A 24,805-nucleotide genomic window follows, 5' to 3' on the forward strand; every position below is an offset into this window, starting at 1 on the left:
CCGCCGTCCGCCCGCCGCCCCAGCCTGGCCGTCGTCCCCGACGCCCGCCCGGCCGCGCGGGAGGAGCGGGTCGCCGAACGCATCGAATCCGTCGACCGCAGCAGCCGCCCCGGCGACTTCCGCGCCCCCGCCTCCGACGACGACGCGCCGCAGCTACCCGGCGGCCCGTTCCACCCCGGATTCCGCCCATATCAGGGTCCGGTGCCGAAGTAACCCGCTCTGCTCAGCGCCGACAGCGCACGCCGTACCCTTGACGCGCAGGTGCTGGCGGGCGGACTTCGCCGAAACCGCTGTGACGCGACTCGTTGAACACACGCGGAAGGACTCAGATGATCGATCAGGCAACAACCGACCGGGACAGTTTGGCGGCGCTGGTGCGCGAACTCGCCGTCGTGCACGGCAAGGTGACGCTGTCCTCGGGTAAAGAGGCCGACTACTACGTCGACCTGCGTCGCGCGACGCTGCACCACCAGGCCGGCCCGCTGATCGGCAAACTGTTGCGCGAGCTGGTTGCCGACTGGGATTTCGACGCCGTCGGCGGGCTCACCATGGGCGCCGACCCGGTGGCGCTGGCCGTGATGCACGCCCCCGGCCGTCCGATCGACGCGTTCGTGGTCCGCAAGGCCGCCAAGACCCACGGCATGCAGCGCCAGATCGAAGGCCCCGACATCGTCGGCAAGCGGGTGCTGGTCGTCGAGGACACCACCACCACCGGTAACTCGCCCCTCACCGCCGTGCGCGCGCTGCGTGAGGCCGGCGCGACCGTCGTCGGCGTGGCGACCGTGGTGGACCGGGAGACCGGCGCCGATCAGGTCATTGCCGCCGAGGGGCTGGAGTACCGCTCGATTCTCGGGCTGAAGGATCTGGCTCTGGGCTGAGTAGTTGCCCTCCGCTAGCCTGGTGCTGATTTATTCGGTAGTTGAAGGGTCGTGTGAGTCGCCGTGGTGAGCATTGCAGTCAAGAAGGGCCGCGACAATGTCGCGATGCTCGGTATCGGTGCTTACCGGCCGCAGCGCGTGGTCAGCAATGACGAGGTGTGCGAGGTCCTCGACTCCACCGATCAGTGGATCTACGAGCGCACCGGCATCCGCAACCGTCGCTGGATCAGCGGCGACGAAACGCTGCGTTCGATCGCCGCCGCCGCCGGTGATCGCGCGCTGAACAACACCGGCATCGACCGCTCCAAGATCGGCGCGCTGATCCTGTGCACCTCCAGCTGGCTCAAGCTCACCCCGCACGGCGCGCCCACCATTGCCGCCGACCTCGGCATCAACGGCATCCCCGCCTTCGACCTCACCTCCGGCTGCGGCGGTTTCGGCTACGGCCTCGGTGTCGCCGCCGACCTGATCCGCGCCGGTTCGGCCGAATACGTGCTGGTCATCGGTGCCGAGACGATGACCGTCGGCCTCGACCCGACCGATCGCGGCACCGCGATGATCTTCGGTGACGGCGCGGGCGCGGTCGTCGTCGGGCCGAGCGAGGAGAACGGTATCTCCCCGACGGTGTGGGGCAGCGACGGCGAGAACGCCGAGGCCATCGCCCAGGACGTCGACTTCCTGGAATTCATGAACAAGGCTCAGGCTTTGCAGGGCACCGATCCCGCGGTCGAGCCGATCGGGCGGATGTCGCTGCGCATGGAGGGCCCGAAGGTCTTCCGCTGGGCCGCGGTGACGTTGCCCCGTGCGCTGTCGGCCGCGCTGGAGGAATCCGGGGTGTCCAAGGAGGACATCGAGGTGTTCGTCCCGCACCAGGCCAATGCCCGCATCAACGAGCTGATGAAGAAGAACCTCGGCCTGGCCGAGGACATCCCGATGGCCAACGACATCGAGAACACCGGCAACACCTCGGCCGCGTCGATTCCGCTGGCCATGGAGGAAATGCTGGTCACCGGCAAGGCCAAGGGCGGTCAGCTGGCGCTGCTGCTCGGCTTCGGTGCCGGGCTCAGCTATGCCGGGCAGGTCGTCACCCTGCCGCCGAAGCCCGCCGAGCCGAGCTTCTGACGGTATGCGCCCGTTCCGCGCCGGGTATCTGGCCGCCACCGCCGTCACGGTGTTCGGCGCGCTCACCGGTCGTGACAAGCTCCAGTGGGTGGCCAAGCCGCTGATGATGCCGCTGCTGGCGGCCGACGTCGCGCGCAGTTCCGCTGAACTCGATCCCACCGACCGGACCGTGCTGCTGAGTTCGCTCGGCGCCGCCACCGTCGGCGACGTGCTGCTCATCGACCCGGATGACGACCGCAGGCTGATCGCGGGTGCGTCGTCGTTCGCGGTCATGCAGGCCGGATACGCGTCGCTGTGGTGGCGATATGGTGCGCGGCCGGTTCCGGCCGTCGCGGTGCCGAGGGTGCTGGCGTGGATCGGTGCCGCTGCGTTGTTGCGTGCCAAGGCGCCCGCGATCGCGGCCCCGCTCACCGCCTACGGGGCGACGCTCGGCACCGCCGCGGTGCTCGCCTCCGATCCGGGGCTGGCGCCGGGTGCGGAAAACGTTGCCGGGCTGAATATCCCGAACGCGGACCCGCGCAGCCGCCTCGGTCTGGGGGCGTTGCTGTTCACCGTGTCCGACGGGCTGATCGTGCTGCGGCGTGTGTTCGCGCGGAGTGCGCGTGCGCGGCGAGTGACCGAGGGCGTCATCCTCGCGACGTATGGTGCGGCGCAGTATCTGCTCGCGGATCCGAAGGCGCACGAGCGGCGGAACTGAACTCGCGCAACCGATTCGGTCGGCGGCATTGATTCCGGCCGGCCTCGCTCACAGGCAGAACAGCACCCGATCCCGGTTCTCCGGATCCACCCGGATCGAGATCACCTCCCCGATCGCCAGCCGTTCCTTGTCGGCCGGTGTCACGTCGTACACAACTGTGCCCCGGTAACTTTCGGCTCCCGGCACGGTGAACTCCAGATCCAACTCGGTCAGCTCACTGTGATGATCGGTCCACGCCAACGGCCGCACATGCTCCACCCGAGCCCACCCCTCGATACCGTGCCGGGCCAGCCGGCGATCCGCCTTCGACGGCCGCTCCACCCACATCAGCCCGATCCCGATGCCCGACCCGAAGATCCCGACCAGCGCCATGATCTGGAACGGGACGGTCCCGTCCGGCGTATGCTGCACCACCCACCCCAGCCACACCGCGAGCAGGATCAAGTACCCGGCCGTCACCCCGAGCACCACTCGCAGCACGCGTACGTGGTCCATCACCATCACCCCACGCATCCAGGATAGGCCCGTGAGCTGCGCCGTAACCGGAAGCCGCTGGTTTGCCGGCGGCACCTCCTGAAGCGGCCGGCCGCGGCATCGGCCGAACCTCGCCGACCGGATGCGACGTCCGTTTGCCGCCAGCGTCGGCGGTCATCCGGCGACATGCTCGGATGCATGTCCGACCCGACCACGCTCGACGTCCTCACCGGCATGTACGCCGCCGAAGCCCGCTATCTCGCGGCAGGCGGCCCGGGCCGAGCCTCCTTCGCCACCCTTGCGCCGTACTTCTCCCCGGACGTCGTCCTCTACCAGGCCGACGCCCTCCCGTACGGCGGAATCTGGCGCGGCCACGCCGGCCTCGAACGCTTCTTCACCGCCATGAGCGCCGTCTGGGAGGTTTTCGACCTCCTCGACCAGCAGTTCCTCGCCATCGGCAGCACCGCCGTGGTCCACACCAGAATCCACGCCCGAGCCCGCGCCACCGGCCGTGAACTCGACTTCCCGATCCTGCAAACCCTGCGCATGGAGAATTCGCGCATCGCCGAGATCCGTCCGTTCTACTGGGACACCCAGGCGATCGCCGACGCGACGACACCCGCCCCGGTTCCCGCTGCACGGAATTTATAGGTCGATTTTCCGTAATTTGCCTGCCGTTGCCCACGGGTCATTGCTACCGTGGGCTCACGGTCGTCTCCTGTCGGGGGGAGCCTCCGTCCCGGGTCGCTCCGGAACCAAGAAATGGCTTGTGGCCAGGGGGTTCTTCTCCTGCCCGACATCAGGAAGTCCACATGAAACTCTCGATTCATCGTCCGGCACATGCTCTGGGTGCAGCTGCCGCAGGGGTGCTCGCCGCCTCCGCCTTGCTCGTTGCGGCACCCGCAGCATCCGCCGATCCACTCACCGACCTGCTCTGCAACTCCGGCTCGGCCCAGTTCTGCCCGCCCGCCCGGCCTGCGCCCGGGGCACCCGCGCCTGGTGTCTACTACAAGAACTGTGACGCCGCCCGCGACGCCGGCGCGGCACCCCTGCACCGCGGTGATCCCGGCTACGCACCGCACCTCGATCGCGACAACGACGGAATCGCCTGCGAATAGCCGCCGTCGGGAGGCAGGTCGGGCATAACTTGACAGAAGATGGCAGGGTTCGGTGCCAGGATCGGACACCATGACGACCCGCTATTACACCGCCACCAGCCTCGACGGCTACATCGCCGACCAGAACAACTCCCTGGATTGGCTGCTGGCCATAGCCGACGCCGATACTGCGACCAGCGACATCGACGAGTTCCTGCGCGGCGTCGGCGCCATGTGCATGGGCGCGACAACCTACGAATGGATGGCAGCCAACAACCCACCCGAATACTGGCCGGATAACTACGGTGACCGCCCGTGCTGGGTATTCACCCACCGCGATCTGCCCCCGATCCCCGGAGCGAACCTCCGATTCGTTTCGGGCGACGTCCGCCCTGTCCACGCCCAGATGACCACAGCCGCAGCCGACCGCGATATCTGGATAGTCGGCGGCGGCGAACTCGCCGGTCAGTTCGCCGACGCCGGCCTACTCGACGAGGTGATCGTCGGCATCACCCCGGTCACCCTCGGGTCCGGCGCCCCACTCCTGCCGCGCCGAATCCTCTCGGACCGAATGCGGTTGGTCGAGGTCGAGCAGATGGGGCAGTTCGCCAAGCTCGCCTACCGGTTGAGCTGAGTTCGCCGATTGTGGCGACGTACTGCGGGCACTCGACGGAGCGTGCCGTAGCTACCTCCGCAACCGCAGCACCGCCATCACCCTGCGGTGATGCGTGTCCGAGGGCGGCAGATCGAGCTTGGTGAAGATATTGCCGATGTGCTTCTCGACCGCCCGTTCGGTGACGGTCAGGGAGCGGGCGATGGCGGCGTTGGTGAGGCCCTGGGCCATCAGCTCGAGCACTTCGCGCTCGCGCGGGGTGAGCCGGTCGAGGGCCTGTTGCTGGCGGGATGCGCCCATCAGTTGGCTCACCACCTCGGGGTCGAGTGCGGTGCCGCCGGTGGCGACGCGGTCGAGGGCTTCCATGAATTCGCGGACGTCGGCGACCCGGTCTTTGAGCAGGTAGCCGACGCCGTTCGCACCGGCGGCGAGCAATTCGGTGGCGTAGCGGGTCTCCACCCATTGGGAGAACACGAGCACGCCGGTGAGCGGGAATTTGCGGCGTAGTTCGATGGCGGCGAGCAAGCCCTCGTCGGTGTAGGTCGGTGGCATCCGGACGTCGACCACGGCGACGTCGGGTGCGTGTTCGGCCACCACCTCGGACAGGTTCGTCGCGTCGCCGACCATCGCCACCACCTGATGCCCGCGTTCGGCGAGCAGCCCGGCCAGTCCGTCGCGGAGGATGGCGCTGTCCTCGGCGATCACCACGCGCAGCGAATCCGGTTGGGCGGCCCCGGTACTCATCGCGGGCCCGCTGTCGGCAGGGTGATGGTGACGACGGTCGGCCCGCCGACGGGACTGTCGACGGTGAGGCCGCCGTCCACGCTCGCGGCCCGCGCCGCCAGCCCGGCCAGCCCGCTGCCTGCCACCGGCTCGCCCGGAATCGGTTGCAGCACACCGCCGCTGCCGTTGTCCCGGACCGAAACCACCAGCGCATCATCACCCGAGGGCAGCACCGACACCCACGCATGGGTCGCACCGGCGTGTTTCACCACATTGGTCAGCAGTTCGGCGACGGAGAAGTAGGCGATGGCCTCGATCGCCGGGTGCGGCCGCACCGGCAGATGCACCCGCAGCTCCACCGGCACCGAGCAGCGCGCCGCCAGCGTCTCCAGCGCCGGCTCGAGGCCCAATTCCAAAGCGGGCGGATGGATTCCGCGCACCAGTTCGCGCAGCTCGGCCAGCGCTTCCTTGGTGCCAGCGTGCGCGTCGGCGATCAGGTCGCTGGCGTCGGCGCCGTGGCTGAGCCGCTCCTCGGCCCGGCCGAGCGCCATCGCGATGGTGACCAGCCGTGCCTGGGTGCCGTCGTGCAGATCGCGTTCGAGCCTGCGCAGTGTGGCCGCGGAATCCTCGACCGCCACCCGCCTGCTTTCTTGCAGATCGGCCAGCCGTCGGTCCCGCGCGGTCGGCGCGAGCAGCCAGATCGCCAGCTGCCGATGCACCAGGCAGACCACCCGGAACAGCCACGGCAGCGCGAAGCAGCCGAGCACGCCGAGCGCCGCGAACCCGAGCACCCGAGGCCAGGTGTCGATGTAGAAGTCGCCGAACTGGGCCAGCGAATGCCGCTCTACGCCGTTCTCGTCGATATTGGTCGGGGTGAACAGGTACCACGGCAGCGGTGAGATCGCGGTGAACCCGATCATCGCGGTCGCGATCAGCAGGAAATACCCGCCGACCATCCCGACGATCGACTGCACCACCACGAATGCCAGCGCCCGCCAGCTCGGCATATCGGTGAACGCCGCCTTCAAGAATCCGAACAGACCGGAGGCCGGGGCGAACGGCGGCGGCGGGTCCAGCGGTGTGCCGAGCAGGTCACGCACCAGCGCACGGTAGACGTGGCCCCAGAGCCTGCCGCCGAGAATCACCAGCGCGAGCACCGGGATCCCGATGATGGTCAGTGCCACGAAGACGCCGAGGCCGCCGGCCAGGTACACATAGCCCGTCCCGAGCATGCCGAGCAGCAACGCCAGGATCAGATAGGCGAGTTCTTTCCAGGTCCGTGCGGTGAAGGGCGCACGGAGCACAGCGCGCAGCACGCGCATCCCGGTCGGCTCCTCGGTGGCCGGTGTGTCGAGCACCAGCGTCTGAGTGACGGAAGAATCGGTCATGAGCTCCATGGTTGTCGAGGCGGATGGCCCGATCGAGGGCGCTGACCACCGGGTCGATGGTGTAGCTCGCACTACCATCCTCGCCCATCACCCGGTGTGCATGCGCCCATTCGTCGCCGCCACCACCACTTCGGTGCTCGCTGCCAGGCGACGGGAAGCCGCGGCACCGATAACATCACCGGCATGACTTACCCGCCGCCGGACCTCGGCAAAGACCCGTATGGCTCGCAGCCGCACGCTTCTCAGCCCTACCCGTCACAGCCTTACTCGTCACAGCCCTACCCGTCACAGCCCTATGGCGCGCCGCAGCCCTACGGCTACGCACAGCCCTACGGTTACGGGCCGCAGCAGGATCATCCGCAGGCCACGACCATTCTCGTGCTCGGCATCCTCAGCCTGGTGATGTGCGGCATCCTCGGCCCGTTCGCGTGGTCGATGGGCAAGAAGGCGCTGGCCGAGATCGATGCTTCCGGGGGAATGATCGGGGGTCGGGGGAACGTCAAGGCGGGCTACATCTGCGGGATGATCTCGTCGATCCTGCTGATCATCTCGATCGTCTTTTTCATTCTGTACATCATCATCGTCGTCATCGCGATCGGCGTCTCGGCCTAGTTCGCCCTGCCGGGCTCGGGGGCTCCCACCTCGGGAATTAGCATCGACGGCGTGACCGATCTCGTGCCGGACGTGCCGGAACAGCTCCCCGGCCCCACCGAATGGGGCGAGCATCCGCATGGCGTCGGCCCGTGGGCGGAGGAGTTCGGCGGGCAGCCACCGCAGGATCCACGACTGGACCCGGTGCTGCTCGCCGAAGGCGATCGCCGCAATGTGGTGGACGCCTACCGGTATTGGACGCGCGAGGCGATCGTCGCCGACATCGATGCGCGCAGGCATCCCTTCCACGTCGCGATCGAGAACTTCGGGCACGACGCGAACATCGGCACCGTCGTCCGCACCGCCAACGCGTTCGCCGCCGCGGCGGTGCACATCGTCGGCAGGCGGCGCTGGAATCGGCGCGGCGCCATGGTCACCGACCGCTATCAGCACATCGAGCATCACACCGATATCGCGGCGCTGCTGGAATTCGCACGGCGCGAGGATCTCACCGTCGTCGCGGTCGATAATGTGCCCGGATCGGTTCCGCTGGAAACGGTTCGGCTGCCGCGACGGTGCCTGCTGCTGTTCGGGCAGGAGGGACCCGGGGTCACCGATCATGCCCGCGACGCCGCGACGCTGACGGTGTCGATCGCGCAGTTCGGATCCACCCGCAGCATCAATGCCGGCGTGGCCGCGGGCATCGCCATGCACGCGTGGATCCGGCAACATGCCGATCTGACCACAGCCTGGTAACAATTGGGCGGCGAAACCCGGTGCCGACCTGGCACCATTGAGCTATGACCACGCGGAGGGACGCACGGCGTCAGGGGGAATTCAGCGAGCCGACGCCCGCGTTGTGGTCCGAACGCGCCGATATGGCCGAATCGGCGATCATCTCCCGGCATCTACGCCCGCTGTGGGGATTGCCCGGTACCACCCTCGGCGTGGTCGGCTGGCCCGCCACCAAACGTGAGCGGCTGTTCCTGTCCTGGCATTACTGGTGGCAAGCGCATCTGATCGACTGCGCCGTCGATGCCGCCACCCGCGTGCCGACCCCCGCGCGCCGCAAGCGCATCAGCGCGCTCGCCCGCTCGCACCGGCTGCGCAACATCACCGGCTGGACCAACCGCTACTACGACGACATGGCGTGGCTGGCCATCGCTTTGGAACGCGCGCAGCGCACCCACGACGCCGACGCGGCGGGCGCGCTGCTCGCATTGGAGAAGGAACTCTACGAATCCTGGGATCCCGACACCGGCGGCGGCATCCCGTGGCGGGTGGGCGCCGACTACTTCAACGCGCCCGCCAACGGCCCGGCCGCCATCGCCTTGCTGCGGCTCGGCCGCCACGAACGCGCCGCCGAGATGGCCGACTGGCTCGACGCCACCCTGCGCGACCCCGAAACCGGCCTGATCCTCGACGGCATCCACCTGCCCTCCGGCGAGATCGAGCGCCCGGTGTTCACCTACTGTCAGGGCGTCGTGCTCGGTGTGGAGACCGAACTCGCCGTGCACACCGGCGAGGCGAAACATCTCGCGAGAGTCCATCGCCTGCTCACCGCTGTCGAGGATCGGATGACCACGCGCGGCGTCGTCCAGGGCGGTGGCGGCGGTGACGGCGGCCTGTTCAACGGCATCCTGATCCGCTATCTCGCCCTGGTGGCCCTGATGCTGCCCGGCGACGACGCCGAACAGGAAGCCGACCGCCGCTGCGCGGCCTCGATCGTGCTGTCCTCGGCGAAGGCCGCGTGGGCGAACCGGCTCGAAGTCGAAGGCGAACCGCTGTTCGGCCACGACTGGAGCAAACCGGCACAGTTGCCCGGCGGCAGTTCCGGCGCGGGCTACTTCACCTCGGGTGGTTCGGTGACGTCATCGAAGGTGCCCGAACGCGATCTGTCGGTGCAGTTGTCGGGCTGGATGCTGATGGAAGCAGCGCACATGGTGAGCGCGGCGGGGTTGTGAACCCCACGTACTGGTGGCGGACAGCTCGACCACGACGACCCTCGACCTCGCGGGAACTCGGGTCGAAATCGGCCTCGACGCCCTGACCAGCACTCGAGCGTAGTGCTGTTCCGGTCCGTCGGGTACCTACGAGCGGACCGGGCACGCGCGGCCGCTCAGTGCTCCGGCATTCCCGCCGCATCCAGGTCGAAGTCCTCGACCGGCTGCGCCATCTCCTGGCGGTACTGGCGGATGCCGAGGATCGTGCCGATGATCAGGCCGACGACGAGCACGATCACCACGGCGGGCATCAGCCAGGGGACGCGCTGGATGAAGCCGCCGGCGTAGTAGCCGATGAGCAGCAGGACCGGGGCCCAGAGCACGGCGCCGATGGTGCTGGCGATGGTGTATTTGCGGTGATCCATGCCCGCCGCGCCGGCCACCATCGGGCACAGGGTGCGCACCCAGGGGATCCAGCGGGCGACGAGCACCGCGACGAAGCCGTGCCGGTGCAGCATCTCGGAGACCCGGGCGAGGTTGCGGGTGTTGATGTAGCGGCCGTTCTTGCGGGCCACCAGATGGTGGCCGGTGCGGCTGCCGACGACGTAACCGACCTGATTGCCCGCGATGGCCGCGACCATGGTGCCCAGCGACAGGCCCCAGACCTGCGCCTCACCGGAGGCATGCGAGGCCATCACCACGCCCGCGGTGATCAGCATCGAATCGCCGGGCAGGAAAAGGCCGATGATGAAGGCGCACTCCAGGAAGACGAACGTCAGCACGATCGTCCAGACGAGTGCGGGGCCCGCCGAGATCAGCGGTTCGAAGCTGCCCAGTGCGAGGGTGGAGGACGCCGGCGTCACTGCGATCAGCGCGTGGTCTCGTTCGTCGACGCCGTCAGCTCGACATCACGGGCGGGATCCACCTGCTCGGCCGAACCGCGGCCGAGCAGCTTCTTCGCGACGGCCATGATGCCGGGCAGGATCGACACGAACACGATGAGCAGGAAGATCGCCTCGACGTGGTCGCGGATGAACGCGACATTGCCGAGGAAGTAGCCGAGGACGGTCACGCCGCCGCCCCACAGGATCGCGCCGACGATGTCGAAGGCGACGAACTTGCGGTAGTTCATCGTGGACACGCCGGCCAGCACCGGCATGAAGGTACGCACGATCGGCACGAACCTGGCCAGGATGATGGTCTTCGGGCCGTGTTTTTCGAAGAACGCGTGCGTCTCGGTGACGTAGTGCTTCTTGAAGAAGCGGCTGTCTTCCTTCTGGAACAGCGCTGGCCCGATGGCCCGGCCTATCCAATAGCCGGACTGGTCACCGGCGAAGGCGATGAAGGTGACGGCGGGCACCAGCACCCAGATCGACACCGGCGGATCCGGTTGCGCGGCCAGCAGGCCACCGGTGAACAGCAGCGAGTCGCCGGGCAGCAGCGGGAACAGCAGACCGGTCTCGATGAAGACGATGACCAGGATGGCCGGGAGGACGGCGTGCCGCAGCCAGGACTCGGTGAGCAGATACATCGGATCGAGCAACTGAGTCAAGGCAAGGTTGCTTGTCACCGCGTCGGAGGCTGCGAGCGCAATCACCCGGCCCACAGTACCGGGTCATCCCCCGCCTGCCCCGGTCAAGGCGCGGAGGAGGCAGCGAAGCGTAACCACGGAGCGACTCCGGGGCAGGCGCGATCCGGCTCGAGCCTGCCCCGGTCAAGGCGCGGAGGAGGCAGCGAAATGGCGCAATGATCCCCTGATATCGGCGGAAAGCCTGCTGGCTTAGGGTGGGGCTGACAAAATCGTCTTTTTGCCGCACAAAACGGAGGTCTTCACAGTGCCCATCGCGACTCCGGAGGTCTACGCCGAGATGCTCGGTCGGGCCAAAGCGAACTCCTTTGCCTTCCCCGCGATCAACTGCACGTCGTCGGAGACGATCAACGCGGCGATCAAGGGCTTCGCCGACGCGGGTAGCGACGGCATCATCCAGTTCTCCACCGGTGGCTCGGAGTTCGGTTCCGGCCAGGGTGTGAAGGACATGGTGACCGGTGCTGTCGCGCTGGCCGAGTTCGCGCACGTGGTGGCGGCCAAGTACGACGTCACCATCGCGCTGCACACCGACCACTGCCCCAAGGACAAGCTGGACGGATTCGTCCGGCCGCTGATCGCGATCTCGCAGGAGCGGGTGAACGCCGGGCGCAACCCGCTGTTCCAGTCGCACATGTGGGACGGTTCGGCCATCCCGATCGATGAGAACCTCGAGATCGCCAAGGACCTGTTGAAGGCCACCAAGGCCGCCAACATCATCCTCGAGGTGGAGATCGGCGTCGTCGGCGGTGAAGAAGACGGTGTCGAGGCCGCCATCGACGAGAAGCTCTACACCTCCCCTGCCGACTTCGAGAAGACCATCGAGGCGCTGGGAGCCGGCGAGAACGGCAAGTACCTGCTCGCGGCCACCTTCGGCAATGTGCACGGTGTGTACAAGCCGGGCAACGTGGTGCTGCGTCCCGAGGTGCTGGCCGAGGGGCAGCGGGTGGCCGCGGCCAAGCTCGGCCTCGGCGCCGACGCACAGCCGTTCGACTTCGTCTTCCACGGCGGTTCGGGCTCGCTGAAGTCCGAGATCGACGATTCGCTGCGCTACGGCGTGGTGAAGATGAACGTCGACACCGACACCCAGTACGCCTTCACCCGGCCGGTCGCGGGCCACATGTTCAGCAACTACGACGGTGTGCTCAAGATCGACGGCGAGGTCGGCAACAAGAAGACCTACGACCCGCGTAGCTACTTGAAGAAGGCCGAAGCGTCCATGGCGGCGCGTGTGGTCGAGGCGTGCAATGATCTGAAGTCCGCGGGACGGTCGATCAGCGCCTGACCCACAACCCTGGCGGGGGCAACAGCACATGAGTCTCGAGGTGCGCCTGCTCGGGCCCGTGCGGCTGCTCGTCGGCGGTGAGCCGGTGGCGGTCGGCGGGCCCAAGCCGCGGGCGTTGCTTGCGGCGTTGGCGGTGAATCGGCGTCGCGCGGTGTCGTCGATGGCGCTGGCCGACATGGTGTGGAACGAGGATCCGCCCGACTCCTACGCCGCGAGCCTGCAGGTATTCGTCTCGAATATCCGTAAGGCACTGCGTAATTCGGGTATCGACCCGGCCGCCGTGTTGCGCACCGAGTCCTCCGGCTATCGGCTGGAGATCGCCGAGGAGGCCTGCGATCTCGGCCGGTTCGAGGCCGCCCGCGATGCCGCCGCCAGGGCCGCCGAGGTGGGCGACCATGCCACGGCCGCCCACCTGTTCGGAACCGCGCTGCGCGAATGGGACGGCCGGGCACTGGCCGATCTGGCGGGCCTGCAATTCGCCGACGGTTTCGCCACCGCGATGGACGAGGAGCGGTTGCTCGCCGCCTCCGCCCGCATCGACGCCGAAATCGCCTGCGGGCGGGCGTCTTCGGTGGTCGGGGAGTTGGTGGCGATGACCACCGAACATCCACTGCGCGAACCGCTGTGGGGGCAGTTGATCACCGCGCTGTATCTGTCCGGTCGCCAGGCCGACGCCCTTGATGCCTGTCGCCGGGTGCGCACCGTGCTCGCCGACGAACTCGGCATCGATCCGGGCCCGGCGTTGATCGAGCTCGAGCAGCGGGTGCTGCGCCAGGAACCGTTGAACACCGTGGAGTTCAAGCGGGCCGAGCGGATGGCCGCGGCGATGACCGATACCGTCACCGAGGTGCCGAGCGCGGTGCGCAGCGGCCAGATCCTGATGCCGGACGGTCGCGCGGTCGTCGTCGCCCAGGCGGGGTTGCGCATCGGCCGGATGACCGATAACGACCTGGTGATCGACGATCCGAAGGCCAGCCGCTATCACGCGCAGATCATGCCGAGCCGGGCCGGGCTGCTGATCAAGGATCTGCATTCGGCCAATGGCGTCTTCGTCAACGAACTCCCGATCGACACCGGCGCACTGCTGGCCGACGGTGACGCGATCCGTATCGGGGGGACGGTGCTGGTCTTCCAGGCCGCGCGCTAGCGCCGTTACGGCTCGCCGGGTTCGCAGGCGACACCGTTGCGATCGGGGTCGAGCCGCAGTGAGTATCCGCGCTGGCCCTGCCGGATCGGTGCCTCACCGTCGCGGCGGGCTTCACCGCAGGTCAGGTAGAACGGCGATGCCTTCGGTGTGGTCGATCCGGTAGGTCGCTGATGCGGTTCGTCGAGTTGATTCGGTGAGGTCTGCCAGTCGGTGGTGCTGTGGCCGTCGGTGCGGTCCGGCGTGGCGATGGCCAAGGGCGCGAGCGCGATAGTCACGCCGGCCAGGCAAGCGGCCGCGGCACCGGGGAGCGCCCGGCGGGGGATGAGCGGAATCTTCATGAGGTAGATCCTGAGAACGCTGGCGGGCTGCGATGGGGGCGATTCCCCGCCGATTATCCGCGTGATCGCGCGCGAAAACCACCCGCTGGCCGAGCCTCGTGGTTTCGGCTCGCCGGTCGGCGCAGATGCGCGCCGCGGGCTCGGAACCGGCCGTTCGCCTGCGGATCCTGCTGGTCGAACACATCGCACTGGTGCGCGCCGGCCTCGTTCGGCGGCAGCAGATGATCTTCGGCCGGTAGGGTCACACGCTGGTGCGAACTTCAGCCATGGAACGAGGGGTCGACGATGGCGAGGCGGGTGATGGCCGCGCTCGGCGCGGTGGTCTTCGGCGCGGGTGTGCTGGTGTGCGCGGAGCCGGTTCCGGCGGGCGCGGGACCGCAGGACGGTGTGCCGGGCAGCGGGCCGTGCCGCAGTGATCCGGCGCCGACGCATGAACCGCTGATCCCGGAAACGCTCGAGGTGCCGATCCCCTATCCGGTGATCACGGCGCTGCCACCGCAGCCGCCGGAGCCGAAGCCGACCAGGGTGCAGATGGAGCTGCCCGCCGATCCGTGCATGAATCCCTGCCCGGACCTCACCGATGAGCCCGCACCGCCGCCGAGCCTGGCCGAGCAGCTCGGCATCCCGGAAATCTTGTTGAGCCCCAAGCCGTTCCACTTCGCGATTCCTGGTCCAGGCCCGGATCCCGGGCCGGTTCCGCCGCCCCCGCCGCCGGTGCGGCCACCGGTCGAAGCCGCGCCGCAATCCCCGGCCCCGGCCGCCCCGAAGGTGGGCGCCGTGCGCGAGGTGGCCAAGCAGACCGGGGCGAATTCGGTCAACCGCACCGATAAGCGCTGGCAGGTGCAGGGCACCGACCTGGGCATCATGTGGGAATCGGCGCCCGGCGAGATCGCCACCGCCTTCGGTGACACTGTCGGTCGCGGCTTCCATCCGCCGGGCGGCATGGGCGGCGATTGGCGCAGTAACGTGCTGGCCTTCAGCACCGATCGCAGGCTGGACGACGGCATGACCTACGACCGGATGGTCACCGACAGCCGCTGCCACGCCGCCGAGGTGCTCTCCAGCCGCAAACTCGACAACGTGGAGGTCACCACCATCCCCACTTCGGGTTTCGCGCTGGGTGAGCGGCAGTACATGAGCTACATGTCGATTCGGACCTGGAACAGCCTGCCCGGCACCTTCTTCACCAACTACGGCGGCATCGCCTACTCCGACGATCACGGCCAGACCTGGACCAAGGATCCGCACGCGCGCTGGGACAATATCTTCGGGCTCGCGAATTTCCAAGTGAGCGCGATGGTTCCGCACGGTGAGCACGTCTACGTGTTCGGCACGCCGAATACCCGGCTCGGTGCCGTCGGGCTGGCACGAGTGCCCAAGGATCAGATTCTCAACACCACCGCGTATCAGTACTGGCGCGACGGATCCTGGACGCCGGTGGGCGGTGCGGGCTCGGCCACCCCGATCGTCAACGGGCCGGCCGGTGAGCTGTCGGTGCGATACGACGCCGAGCGCGATGTCTGGCAGATGAGTTACCTCGATACCGCCAAGGCCGCCATCGTTGTGCGCGAAGCGAATTCGCCGCAGGGCGGGTGGTCGGATGGCACGCCGACGGTGACGGTGCGCGACTACCCGGAGCTGTACGGCGGATTCATCCACCCGTGGTCATCGGGGGACGACCTGTACTTCAACATCACCACGTGGAGCGATTACAACGTCTACCTGATGCACGCGAAGCTGGAGTGAGGCCGGGCCTCAGCCGAGCCTGACCTCGGCGATCGCGCGACCGAAAAGCTTGCGGCCCTGCGATGTCCCGGATAGCACGACGGTCGCGGTGCGCCGCTGCGGATCCAGCTTCTTGATCTTGCCGGAGAACTCGACGGCGCTGCGAGCGTCGGCCTGCACCGGCACATATCCCGCGAAGCGCACGCTCAGCGATTCGATCGCGGTCGGATCGCCCAGCCAGGAGGTCAGCTTGCCGCCGGCCAGGCCCATGGTGAGCAGGCCGTGCGCCACCGTCGTCGGCAGGCCCGCCAGTTTGGCGGCGTGTTCGCTGAAATGGATGGGGTTCGAGTCGCCGGACACGCCCGCGTAATTCGCCAGATCGCCGCGGGTCAGCCAGGAGGTACCGAGCTCGATCTGCGCACCCTCCGACAGCCGATCGAACTCGGGAACGGCATGCACCGGGGCCGGGGGCGGCGTCGTCGCGGTGTCGAGGGCATCGGCGTCCAATTCGATGAGCGCGTCCAGCTCGCCGAGCGCGGTGGGCTCGGCATCGGCGCGGCCGTGCATCATGATGTTCGCGACCGCTTCGGTGATATCGGGGGCCACCTCCACCCCGCGCCTTGCCACGATCGTGGACGAACCCACCTGCGCGATCTCGTCGTCCTGGTTCTTCAACACGAAGTTCACGTGGATGAAGTCGTTGTCGTTGAACCGGCGGATCGATTCGATCTCGACCTCGCTGGTGATCCGGTCACCGGCGACCATCGGCCGATGCACCCGGAACACCTGGTCGGTCTGCAGGATCTGGGACAGGTCGTATTCGGTGAGCACCGAATCCAGCAGCGCCCTGGTCGCGGTCATGCCGATCACCGAGGCGAACGTGGGCGGGGCGATGATGCCCTCATAGCCCAGCTTGCGCGCATCTACCTCGTGCTGGTGCGCGCGGTGATCGTTCTGCACCGCGCGCGCGAACTCGCGGATCTTCTCCCGGCCGACCTCGTAGTGATCCCGGATCCGGAATCGCCGCCCCGCGAGCGTTGCCGTCCGCACCACCTCGTCCGGCCGCGCCATCGATTGTTCCCTGCCCATGATCCGGGCAATGCTACTGGCGATTCGGACCAGCGACCAGCTAGGAGGGGGTAACTGTGACCTTCGATACCGGATACGGCGACATCGCCGCCGGATCGTTACGGCGCGCTGTCCGGCGGGTCACAGACCTTCCATCCGTCCTCGGTGTGCTGGAGATCGAACGTCCGTGCCGAGCGCGCCGGATCCGCTTTGGTGTAGACGGTGGCCTGCGCGATGGCGGTGTTCTCGGTGATCCGGATGGCCTGGATGTTCTCGACCACCGGGATGCTGCCCTGCTCCACCGACTGCTGGTGCACCCCGGCGAACTGATCGTCGGGAATGCCCCGGTAGAACTCGTGCAGCGTGCCGCAGGTGGTGGAGCGCAGCGTCTCCAGATCACCGTCCTGCAACGCCCGGGTGTAGCTGCCGATGGTGTTGCGGATCTGTGCCTCGGGCGAATTGTCGTCGCCGCCCACCACGGCGACCAGCAGCACCGCGATGAGCCCGACCACCAGCACCACGGCTCCGGCCACGGCCAGCAGCCACCGGCTGGGGCGGCGACCGGCCTCGGCCGCCGGTTCAGGGGCGGTCGGCTCCACTCGTTGCGGCGCCGCCACCGCACGTGGCTGCGGCTGACGCGGGCCACCCGCCAGCGATTGCGCGGGCGTCGTCGGCTGCATATCCGCAGGGGAGGGCGCACTTCCCGGACGCTGTCTGCTGCCAGACGCCTGCTGCGCTGCGCCCGCCGCCGCTGCGCCCGCGGCCTGCGGCGTATCGCCCTGGTGCGGCGCGCCCTGTTGCGGGCCTCCGGTGCCACCTTGCGGTTGTGGTGTCTTCGGCCCCCTTGCACCGGGGCCGCCTTGCTGCGGCGTGCCCTGCGCGGAACCGCCTTGCTTCGGCCCACCGGGGGAGCTCTGCGGCCCGCGCTGTTGCGGTGCCTTCTGCAATGGCCCGGCCGACGGACCTTGCTGCGGACCGCCCTGCTCGGCACCACCTTGCCGTGGACGGCCCTGCGGCCCACGACTCTGCGGCCCGCCTCGTTCGGGCGCAGGCTGCTGCGGAGTCTCTCGCTCGGTCTCGCCCTTGTTGGTCGTTCCCGGCTGCGGCCGCTTGCCCTGCGGCGGCACGCCACCGTGCTCGGGTCCCGACGGCCCATGCGCCCCCGCCTGCTTCGGGCCCGCGGCCGGGCGCGGTGTGCTCGGCGGCTTACTCAGCGGCTGCCGCGCACCGCCACTCGCCACGCGATCGGTACCGCCCGCCCGCTGCACGGGAATGGCGACGGTCTGGGCGTCGGCCGGGTTCGGTACGGCTCGCATCTGGACGGTCGCGGCGTCCTCGGACGAGGTAGCGGCCGCCGGTGCCGTAGGTGATCCGGATTCGGTGGCGTCGCCTGCGGAGTCGTCATCGGCGCGGGGACCGCCGGAATCGGCTGTCGCGTCGGCACCGGCAGCATCGGCGCCGTGGCCTGCACCCGATGGGCCTGCCGGTGGCTTGCCCGCATCGGCGGCACGCCCACCAGGAGCGTTCGCCGCACCGGTGGCACCTGCGGTAGCAGCGCGAGGCCCACTCTTGGCGGAGGCGCCCGCCGCTTCCGTCGCGCTCGCCCCACTTCCGGCCGTGCCGCCACGTGCGGGGTCGACCCGCCGCATGGCGACCGTTTTCGCATCGGCGCCGTCGTCCGGTGACGCGCCGGCCGCATCGTCCTTCCGCGCTGTGCCGGATGTGGCGATCGCCTCGGTCTCGGCGTCGGCTTCGCTGTCCGGTCGTGAGGAGGCCTGTGGCGCGGGTGAATTCGCGTCGGAACCGTCAGCCGGCGCGCCGGCGTCCGTGGTGGGGTCGGCGCCGCCGCTCTCGGCCGGAGGCTGCGGGTCGGCTCCGCTGTCGGTTGTAGTGGGTGGTTGTGGCGAGGGGGGATTCACGCCGGAGTCGGCGGGTGATGTGCCCGCCCCGGCCCCGGTGGCCGCACCCGCACTGCGCTGCCGCTCGCCGGATTTCGGGTGGGCCCGGCCATCCTCGCGCACTGCTGCCACCGGAGCGTTTTCGGATCCAGAAGATCCGGTCGCGGGGGAGCCGGCTGCGCCGGACCCGGTGGCGGACGCGCCGGAGGCGGGCGTGCCGGCGGATTCTCGGGCGCCGCGCTCGGCGATCCGGTCACGGGAGATCTCGGCCGTCTCTGCGCCGGGGTCATCGGATGTGTCTGCCGGACCGGACGTTTCGGCGGCCGAAGGAGCCGACTCGCCCGAGTCCGAGTCCGAGTCCGAGCGTGTGCCCGAGCCCGAGCCCGAGCCCGAGCCCGAGCCCGAGCCCGAGCCCGGGCGCGAGGTCGAGCCCGAGCCCGGGCGCGAGGTCGAGCCCGAGTCTGAGGTCGTGTCCGAGTCCGGGCCGGAGCCCGGCGGCGTCGAGGCCGAGCCTGAGCCCGGGCGCGAGGTCGAGCCCGAGTCTGAGGTCGTGTCCGAGTCCGGGCCGGAGCCCGGCGGCGTCGAGGCCGAGCCTGAGCTCGTGCCCGAGTTCGCGCCTGAGTCCGAGGCTGAGTCCGAGTCCGAGCGTGTGCCCGAGCCCGAGCCCGAGCCCGAGGTAGAGCCCGAGGTAGAGGTCGAGGTCGGTTCGGGTTCGGAACCGGCGCCCGAGTCGGCCGCGCGGCTGTTCCCCGCAGTACCGGTGTCGACCTGCGCGAATGCCTTGGTGGGCGCGTCCGCGTCCGCGTCGGCGTCGGTGGTGTCGGTGGCGCGCGCAGTGTCCGTGGCGTCCGAAGCGGTCGGCGAGGTGGGTTCGGTCCCGTCGGCGGCAGAGGTGGGCGGTGCGGCCGGTTCGTCCGTTGTGCGGGCGTCGGCGGGTTTGCGCACCGGGTTCTTGTCGTCGTTCGGGTCGGACACCACTACCCCTCGCTCAGCGGAACATTGTGAACTTCGACGGCCAGCCTAATGGCCCGCGTCCCACCCCGGCCGCCATTGGCCCGCCGCGTTCGGCCCGCACATGCCCTCCGGGCACCGGCGGTGCACAATGAAGCCCATGACCTCGTTCGGTGATCTGCTCGGACCGCAACCGGTACTGCTGCCGGAAATCTCCGATGCCGAGGACGCGCTCCTCGCCAAGGCCGATCCGGTGCAGGTCGCGGCCGATCATCCGGCCGCCTCGATCGCGTGGGCGCATCTGGCCGAGGCCGCGCTCGCCCGCGCGGAGGCCGCCGGGCAGGGCGTCGACCACGATGTCGTCGCGGCCTACGCCTTCGCCCGCACCGGCTACCACCGTGGCCTCGATCTGTTGCGCCGCAACGGCTGGAAGGGTTTCGGCCCGGTGCCGTGGAGCCACGAGCCGAACCAGGGCTTCCTGCGCAGTGTCGGCGCGCTGGCCAGGGCCGCGCGGGCCATCGGCGAATCCGACGAATACGCCCGCTGCCTCGACCTGCTCGAGGATTGCGATCCGCGCGCCGCCGCGGAACTGGGCCTGGACTGATCGCCGGCACCACGACCGGACAGATCCCGAGTTGATCGACCCGACCTCTCGCGTCGCCCTCGCCCGGGCCGGCGGCATGGACCGGCTGCGCAGTTCATGGACACGTCTTCGGCTGTCCGCGCTGCCGATCCTGCAGTGCGCGCTCGGCGCCGCGCTTGCCTGGTTCGTCGCGCACTATCTCATCGGGCATACGCAACCGTTCTTCGCGCCGACGGCGGCGGTGGTGTCGATCGGCATCTCCTTCGGCGCCAGGCTGCGCCGTTCGGTAGAACTCGTCGTCGGCGTCGCGGTCGGCATCGGCATCGGTGATCTGTTCATTTCCCAGGCCGGGACAGGTGTCTGGCAGATCGCACTGGTCGTCGGTGTGGCCATGAGCCTTGCGGTGTTTCTCGACGGCGGCACCATCATCGCGATGCAGGCGGCCGGTTCGGCCGTGCTCGTCGCCACGCTGATGCCGCCGACCGCGGGTGGCGGGTTCTCCCGGATGATCGATGCGCTCGTCGGCGGCCTGGTCGGGGTGGTCGTCGTGGCCGCGATCCCCTTGCATCCGGTGCGCCGGGCCAGGGAGCAGGCCGCGGAAATCCTCGGCGTGATGGGCAAGTCGCTCATCGACGGCGCGGCAGGCCTGCTCGAACAGGACGCCGACAAGGTGCACAACGCGCTGACCGCGGTGCGCGCCACCCAGGCGCAGCTGGACTCGCTGCGCAAAACCCTGGAAGGCGGCCGGGAGATCAGCCGTATCTCCCCGCTGTACTGGAATTCCCGTAAACGGCTCGAACGCATCCGTGCCACAGCCGACCCACTCGACAACGCCGTCCGCAACACTCGCGTGCTGCTGCGCCGCGGCCTCACCCTGGTGCGCGACGACGAAATCCTCGATCCGCGCCTGATCGACGAGGTGGAAAGCCTCGGTCACGCGGTCGACGTGGTGCGCAGGATGATGCTCGCCGACCCAGGTGAGCAACCCGATCAGGCCGAGGCCGCGCGGGTGTTGCGCTCGGTGGCCAAGGGCGCGCGCCCGGAGCTCGTTGCCGGGGCCGGCCTTTCGGCGCATGTGGTGTTCGCGCAGGTGCGTTCGACGGTGGTCGATCTCATGCAGGTCTGCGGTATGCAGCGCATCTCCGCGATCGCGCTGCTGCCGCCGACGGTGCCGAATCCGTATGTACGGCCGGAGGACTGAGGCCGGAACGTTTCCCGAGGGCCCCGCAACACCCCGGTCCGGCCGCTGACCTGCGTCGAACCGGTGCCGGCGAACCGACTACTCGACCCGGCGCTGGTGTGCCCGCGGCCCTTGCGTGCGGCGCGGGACGGTACCGCCGCCGCGCGAGCGATCTTCGCGTAGTCCGCTACTCGGGCGAGGCCGTCCGCCGCTCCCTACGGTGAGAACCGACCGAGCCGACGAGGGGTGGCGCGGTCGCCTACTTCGCCGCACACCGCGACGCGCAACCGGCCATTGTTGGTGTGGTGACCGGTGCGCTGGGGCCGCGGTGCGCCGGCGAAGACCAGGGCCGTCCGGTCCATCGACCGGGCGGCCCTGCGTCGTCTCAGGTCCAGAACCGGGTGAGATAACCGCCCCAGCGCGACCACAGCGACGGCACCCCGGACAGCTCGTAGAGCGCGTACACCGCGTCGAAGAACACCTGGTTGATCGCCGGAGTGAACAGCAGCGCGAACAGGATCAGCATCCCGAACGGCTTGAACTGGTCGAGTGCGCGGCGGGTCTGATAACTCAGCGACGGCTCCAGGATCCCGTACCCGTCCAGCCCGGGAATCGGTATCAGATTCAGCAGCGCCGCCGTCACCTGGAGAAACGCCAGGAAGCTCAGCCCGAACCAAAACGCGGCATGTTCCTCGGCGCTGCCGAACAACCGGAGCACGATCAGCAGCAGCGCCGCGCACGCCACGTTCACCGCGGGTCCGGCACCGCTGATGATGCGCTGGATCCGGGTGGAGAAATTGTGCGCGTGCACATAGACCGCGCCGCCCGGCAGCCCGATACCGCCGAGTGCGATGAACACGATCGGCAACACGATCGACAGCAGCGGATGGCTGTACTTCAACGGATTCAGGGTCAGATAGCCGCGCAGCTCCACCTCGCGGTCACCGGCTCGCCACGCCACATACGCGTGCGCGAATTCGTGCAGGCACAGGCTGACGATCCAGCCGAACACCACCAGCAGGAACACGCCCGCCTTGGCCCGCACCGAGTCCAGATCGGCGTCCCAGGCCAGCGCCCCGCCCAGCACCGTGATCGCGACGACCAGCAGAAAGATGGGGCTCGGCCGCACCGCACCGGAGCGGCGGGCCCGGGCGGGAAAACTCATCGGACCAGCAGCCAGGATTCGTGATGGCGGTAGAAGGTCGATCGCGGCACGGTGCGTTCGCCGGCGATGCCGTCCCGGGTGACACGGGCCCCCGGAGTGCCGAGCTGTGCGGCGCGGCCGCTGACCCATCGTCGTTTCCGCACGCCGCGCTGGACAGTGGCGCGCACGCCGGGCAATTCCAGCGTCGGCGAGACGAGCATGGCGGCGACCTTGCCGGAGAACAACAGCGTGTCGTCGACGTACGCTTCGCCCTCGAGCTTTTCACCCCCGACACCCACCAGCGTCGCGCGCCCGACCAGTACCGTTCCGGTGTCGTCACGGATCAGCGGCACCTCGGTGGCGCGGCCCTCCAGCGCGCGTTTGGCGGCCGCGTTGCCGGTGCCTGTCTCATAGGCGCGGGAGCCATAGGTCTTGTCGACCGGGACGTAGCCGACCTCCACATTCAACCGCTCGGTGCGCATCAGATGGGTGAGCACCGCGGCCAGCGCGGCGTCGTCACCGAGCACGATCAACCGGGGCAGGCTGTCGGCGGCGAGCACCGGAAGCAGTTCATCGATCTCGCCGGTATCGGGAATCGCATCGGTCTGGGTGGTCGGCTGGGAGGCGAGGGCAATCGGTACCGGTGCGCCGTCGCAACGGAGAACGTGGGTACTCAAACTGCCGTACACCCTCCTCGAATCCGGCCGACTCCCGTCGGTCGTCCTACCCGTTCACCCGGACGACTGTCAGTCCGCTAGCAGCAACCATAGCTGTGTTTGATGTGCGCCGCCTGCGGCCGTGTTCGTTTTGCGTCGGCCGTTGTTTGTGGTCGCGGTCTGTCCGGGGAGAGAGCGCGACCTGGGTCGGAAGGGGCGCGCGGTGCGTGGCCCGACTGGGCCGCCACGGGGGGTCGACTAGACTGTGCTTCCGGCCACCGCCTCGATACGGGCAGGTAGCTGCAACACACACGGTGTTGCGCGTCGAACCGTAGGAGACACGACCATGCCGGCAATCGTCCTCATCGGCGCCCAGTGGGGCGACGAGGGCAAGGGCAAAGCTACCGATCTACTCGGTGGGCGCGTGCAATGGGTGGTTCGGTACCAGGGCGGCAACAACGCCGGCCACACCGTGGTGCTGCCCAACGGTGACAACTTCGCACTGCATCTGATCCCGTCCGGCATCCTCACCCCCGGCGTCACCAACGTCATCGGCAACGGTGTCGTGATCGACCCCGGCGTGCTGCTCGACGAGCTCGCCGGCCTCGAGCAGCGCGACGTCGACACCTCCGGCCTGCTGGTCTCGGCCGACGCGCACCTGATCATGCCGTACCACGTGGCCATCGATAAGGTCACCGAACGCTTCCTCGGCAACAACAAGATCGGCACCACCGGCCGTGGTATCGGCCCCTGCTACCAGGACAAGGTCGCTCGCGTCGGCGTCCGGGTCGCCGACGTGCTCGACGAGAAGATCCTCACCCAGAAGGTGGAGGCCGCCCTCGAGTTCAAGAACCAGGTGCTGGTCAAGATCTACAACCGCCGCGCGCTGGAACCGCAGCAGGTGGTCGACGAGGTGCTCGAGCAGGCCGAGCGCTTCAAGCACCGCATCAGCGACACCCGGCTGAAGCTCAATCAGGCGCTCGAGCGTGGCGAGACGGTGCTGCTGGAAGGCTCGCAGGGCACTCTGCTCGACGTCGACCACGGCACCTACCCGTACGTCACCTCGTCCAACCCGACCTCCGGCGGCGCGGCCGTCGGCGCGGGCATCGGGCCGAACAAGATCAGCACTGTGCTCGGCATCCTCAAGTGCTACACCACCCGCGTCGGATCGGGCCCGTTCCCGACCGAGCTGTTCGACGAGTCCGGCGCCTACCTGGCCAAGACCGGCGGCGAGGTCGGCGTGACCACCGGCCGGGCTCGCCGCTGCGGCTGGTTCGACGCCGTGATCGCCCGCTACGCCACCCGCGTCAACGGCATCACCGACTACTTCCTCACCAAGCTCGACGTGCTGTCCAGCCTGGAGACGGTGCCGATCTGCGTGGCCTACGACGTCGACGGTGAACGAGTCGAGCAGATGCCGACCACCCAGACCGAGTTCCACCACGCCAAGCCCATTTACGAGGAAATGCCGGGCTGGTGGGAAGACATCTCGCACGCCAGGACCTTCGAAGACCTGCCCGCCAACGCCCAGGCCTACGTGCGGCGGCTCGAGGAACTGTCCGGGGCGCGCATGTCCTGCATCGGCGTCGGCCCCGGCCGCGATCAGACGATCGTCCGCCACGACGTACTGGCGCCTTAGCCCGCACCCGAACAGCGGCAGACGCCGTGCTCGGCGCCCGCACCGGCTGGGACCAGAAGTCATCGGTCGGAAACCGTCCG

26 protein-coding genes and 1 pseudogene are annotated in these 24,805 nt (G+C 68.8%); 17 read left to right on the top strand and 10 right to left on the bottom strand.

What is annotated here, in order from left to right; all coding sequences use genetic code 11:
* The 4 genes and pseudogenes from GV790_RS26450 to GV790_RS26465 form a co-directional block, all read left to right on the top strand.
* Positions 1-213, top strand: a pseudogene (locus GV790_RS26450) (hypothetical protein); the annotation flags it as partial.
* 116 nt (positions 214-329) lie between these two features.
* Positions 330-878 carry an orotate phosphoribosyltransferase gene (gene pyrE, locus GV790_RS26455; RefSeq protein ID WP_036541023.1) on the top strand — a complete coding sequence of 183 codons (549 nt, stop codon included), beginning with the start codon at positions 330-332 and terminating at the stop codon, positions 876-878.
* A gap of 63 nt (positions 879-941) precedes the next feature.
* Complete coding sequence (locus tag GV790_RS26460; RefSeq protein ID WP_163817124.1) at positions 942-2,000, top strand: beta-ketoacyl-ACP synthase 3; 1,059 nt, start codon at positions 942-944, stop codon at positions 1,998-2,000.
* Positions 2,001-2,004: 4 nt separating this feature from the next.
* Positions 2,005-2,697, top strand: a complete 693-nt coding sequence (locus GV790_RS26465) for a lysoplasmalogenase (protein WP_163817127.1) — start codon at positions 2,005-2,007, stop codon at positions 2,695-2,697.
* 48 nt (positions 2,698-2,745) lie between these two features.
* Here the strand turns inward: GV790_RS26465 and GV790_RS26470 are convergent, their stop codons facing one another.
* Positions 2,746-3,192, bottom strand: coding sequence for a DUF3592 domain-containing protein (locus GV790_RS26470; RefSeq protein WP_163817129.1), 447 nt, complete (start codon positions 3,190-3,192; stop codon positions 2,746-2,748).
* A 177-nt stretch (positions 3,193-3,369) separates the two neighbouring features.
* Between GV790_RS26470 and GV790_RS26475 the strand changes: the two genes are divergently transcribed.
* The 3 genes from GV790_RS26475 to GV790_RS26485 all read left to right on the top strand — a co-directional run bounded on the left by GV790_RS26475 (position 3,370) and on the right by GV790_RS26485 (position 4,902).
* Complete coding sequence (locus GV790_RS26475; RefSeq protein WP_163817131.1) at positions 3,370-3,822, top strand: nuclear transport factor 2 family protein; 453 nt, start codon at positions 3,370-3,372, stop codon at positions 3,820-3,822.
* 161 nt (positions 3,823-3,983) lie between these two features.
* Positions 3,984-4,289 (top strand): excalibur calcium-binding domain-containing protein, encoded by a 306-nt coding sequence (locus GV790_RS26480; protein WP_163817132.1) that lies wholly within the window; start codon positions 3,984-3,986, stop codon positions 4,287-4,289.
* A gap of 70 nt (positions 4,290-4,359) precedes the next feature.
* The gene (locus GV790_RS26485) at positions 4,360-4,902 is read left to right on the top strand and encodes a dihydrofolate reductase family protein (RefSeq protein ID WP_163817134.1); all 543 of its coding nucleotides are present in this window, start codon (positions 4,360-4,362) and stop codon (positions 4,900-4,902) included.
* 51 nt (positions 4,903-4,953) lie between these two features.
* Here GV790_RS26485 and GV790_RS26490 read toward each other — a convergent pair whose 3' ends face one another.
* Entirely contained in the window at positions 4,954-5,625 is a 672-nt protein-coding gene (locus tag GV790_RS26490) for a LuxR C-terminal-related transcriptional regulator (RefSeq protein ID WP_163817136.1), read from the bottom strand.
* On the bottom strand, positions 5,622-6,992 hold the full coding sequence (locus tag GV790_RS26495) for a sensor histidine kinase (RefSeq protein WP_256673542.1): 1,371 nt from the start codon (positions 6,990-6,992) through the stop codon (positions 5,622-5,624). The genes GV790_RS26490 and GV790_RS26495 overlap by 4 nt, the downstream gene beginning before the upstream one ends.
* 183 nt (positions 6,993-7,175) lie before the next feature.
* Here GV790_RS26495 and GV790_RS31695 point away from each other — a divergent pair, with 183 nt between their 5' ends.
* From GV790_RS31695 to GV790_RS26510, 3 genes are all read left to right on the top strand, one after another.
* Positions 7,176-7,604 carry a DUF4190 domain-containing protein gene (locus GV790_RS31695; RefSeq protein WP_306043358.1) on the top strand — a complete coding sequence of 143 codons (429 nt, stop codon included), beginning with the start codon at positions 7,176-7,178 and terminating at the stop codon, positions 7,602-7,604.
* Positions 7,605-7,655: 51 nt separating this feature from the next.
* The gene (locus tag GV790_RS26505; protein ID WP_163817140.1) at positions 7,656-8,339 is read left to right on the top strand and encodes a TrmH family RNA methyltransferase; all 684 of its coding nucleotides are present in this window, start codon (positions 7,656-7,658) and stop codon (positions 8,337-8,339) included.
* A gap of 122 nt (positions 8,340-8,461) precedes the next feature.
* A complete protein-coding gene (locus GV790_RS26510; protein ID WP_163817179.1) occupies positions 8,462-9,547 on the top strand; it encodes a glycoside hydrolase family 76 protein in 1,086 nt (361 codons plus the stop codon).
* A gap of 155 nt (positions 9,548-9,702) precedes the next feature.
* Here GV790_RS26510 and GV790_RS26515 read toward each other — a convergent pair whose 3' ends face one another.
* Both GV790_RS26515 and GV790_RS26520 read right to left on the bottom strand, forming a co-directional pair.
* Positions 9,703-10,389 (bottom strand): DedA family protein, encoded by a 687-nt coding sequence (locus GV790_RS26515; protein ID WP_163817142.1) that lies wholly within the window; start codon positions 10,387-10,389, stop codon positions 9,703-9,705.
* Between the two features lie 5 nt (positions 10,390-10,394).
* A complete protein-coding gene (locus GV790_RS26520) occupies positions 10,395-11,057 on the bottom strand; it encodes a DedA family protein (protein WP_228806908.1) in 663 nt (220 codons plus the stop codon).
* Positions 11,058-11,361: 304 nt separating this feature from the next.
* On the opposite strand from GV790_RS26520, the gene fbaA reads away from it, so the two are divergent.
* A complete protein-coding gene (gene fbaA, locus GV790_RS26525; RefSeq protein ID WP_163817144.1) occupies positions 11,362-12,396 on the top strand; it encodes a class II fructose-bisphosphate aldolase in 1,035 nt (344 codons plus the stop codon).
* A gap of 28 nt (positions 12,397-12,424) precedes the next feature.
* The gene (locus tag GV790_RS26530) at positions 12,425-13,543 is read left to right on the top strand and encodes a BTAD domain-containing putative transcriptional regulator (protein WP_163817146.1); all 1,119 of its coding nucleotides are present in this window, start codon (positions 12,425-12,427) and stop codon (positions 13,541-13,543) included.
* Between the two features lie 5 nt (positions 13,544-13,548).
* On the opposite strand, the gene GV790_RS26535 is transcribed toward GV790_RS26530, so the two are convergent.
* Entirely contained in the window at positions 13,549-13,881 is a 333-nt protein-coding gene (locus tag GV790_RS26535; protein WP_163817148.1) for an excalibur calcium-binding domain-containing protein, read from the bottom strand.
* 285 nt (positions 13,882-14,166) lie between these two features.
* On the opposite strand from GV790_RS26535, the gene GV790_RS26540 reads away from it, so the two are divergent.
* A complete protein-coding gene (locus tag GV790_RS26540; RefSeq protein ID WP_163817150.1) occupies positions 14,167-15,627 on the top strand; it encodes a DUF4185 domain-containing protein in 1,461 nt (486 codons plus the stop codon).
* Between the two features lie 9 nt (positions 15,628-15,636).
* Here GV790_RS26540 and GV790_RS26545 read toward each other — a convergent pair whose 3' ends face one another.
* Positions 15,637-16,677, bottom strand: coding sequence for a fused (3R)-hydroxyacyl-ACP dehydratase subunits HadA/HadB (locus tag GV790_RS26545; protein WP_163817183.1), 1,041 nt, complete (start codon positions 16,675-16,677; stop codon positions 15,637-15,639).
* A gap of 116 nt (positions 16,678-16,793) precedes the next feature.
* The gene (locus tag GV790_RS26550) at positions 16,794-18,704 is read right to left on the bottom strand and encodes an Rv0361 family membrane protein (protein WP_163817152.1); all 1,911 of its coding nucleotides are present in this window, start codon (positions 18,702-18,704) and stop codon (positions 16,794-16,796) included.
* A gap of 235 nt (positions 18,705-18,939) precedes the next feature.
* On the opposite strand from GV790_RS26550, the gene GV790_RS26555 reads away from it, so the two are divergent.
* From GV790_RS26555 to GV790_RS26565, 3 genes are all read left to right on the top strand, one after another.
* The gene (locus GV790_RS26555) at positions 18,940-19,596 is read left to right on the top strand and encodes a hypothetical protein (protein WP_163817154.1); all 657 of its coding nucleotides are present in this window, start codon (positions 18,940-18,942) and stop codon (positions 19,594-19,596) included.
* 87 nt (positions 19,597-19,683) lie between these two features.
* Complete coding sequence (locus tag GV790_RS26560) at positions 19,684-20,127, top strand: DUF3151 domain-containing protein (protein ID WP_163817156.1); 444 nt, start codon at positions 19,684-19,686, stop codon at positions 20,125-20,127.
* Between the two features lie 76 nt (positions 20,128-20,203).
* Entirely contained in the window at positions 20,204-21,307 is a 1,104-nt protein-coding gene (locus tag GV790_RS26565; protein ID WP_163817185.1) for an FUSC family protein, read from the top strand.
* A 364-nt stretch (positions 21,308-21,671) separates the two neighbouring features.
* Here GV790_RS26565 and GV790_RS26570 read toward each other — a convergent pair whose 3' ends face one another.
* Complete coding sequence (locus tag GV790_RS26570) at positions 21,672-22,451, bottom strand: site-2 protease family protein (protein ID WP_163817158.1); 780 nt, start codon at positions 22,449-22,451, stop codon at positions 21,672-21,674.
* Complete coding sequence (locus GV790_RS26575) at positions 22,448-23,107, bottom strand: hypothetical protein (protein WP_178128377.1); 660 nt, start codon at positions 23,105-23,107, stop codon at positions 22,448-22,450. Before GV790_RS26575 ends, GV790_RS26570 begins: the two co-directional genes overlap by 4 nt.
* 325 nt (positions 23,108-23,432) lie before the next feature.
* Here GV790_RS26575 and GV790_RS26580 point away from each other — a divergent pair, with 325 nt between their 5' ends.
* Positions 23,433-24,725 carry an adenylosuccinate synthase gene (locus tag GV790_RS26580; protein ID WP_163817162.1) on the top strand — a complete coding sequence of 431 codons (1,293 nt, stop codon included), beginning with the start codon at positions 23,433-23,435 and terminating at the stop codon, positions 24,723-24,725.
* Positions 24,726-24,805 lie beyond the last annotated feature (80 nt).

It is taken from the genome of Nocardia cyriacigeorgica (assembly GCF_010858045.1).
In the GTDB taxonomy this organism is placed as follows: Bacteria; Actinomycetota; Actinomycetes; order Mycobacteriales; family Mycobacteriaceae; genus Nocardia; species Nocardia cyriacigeorgica_E.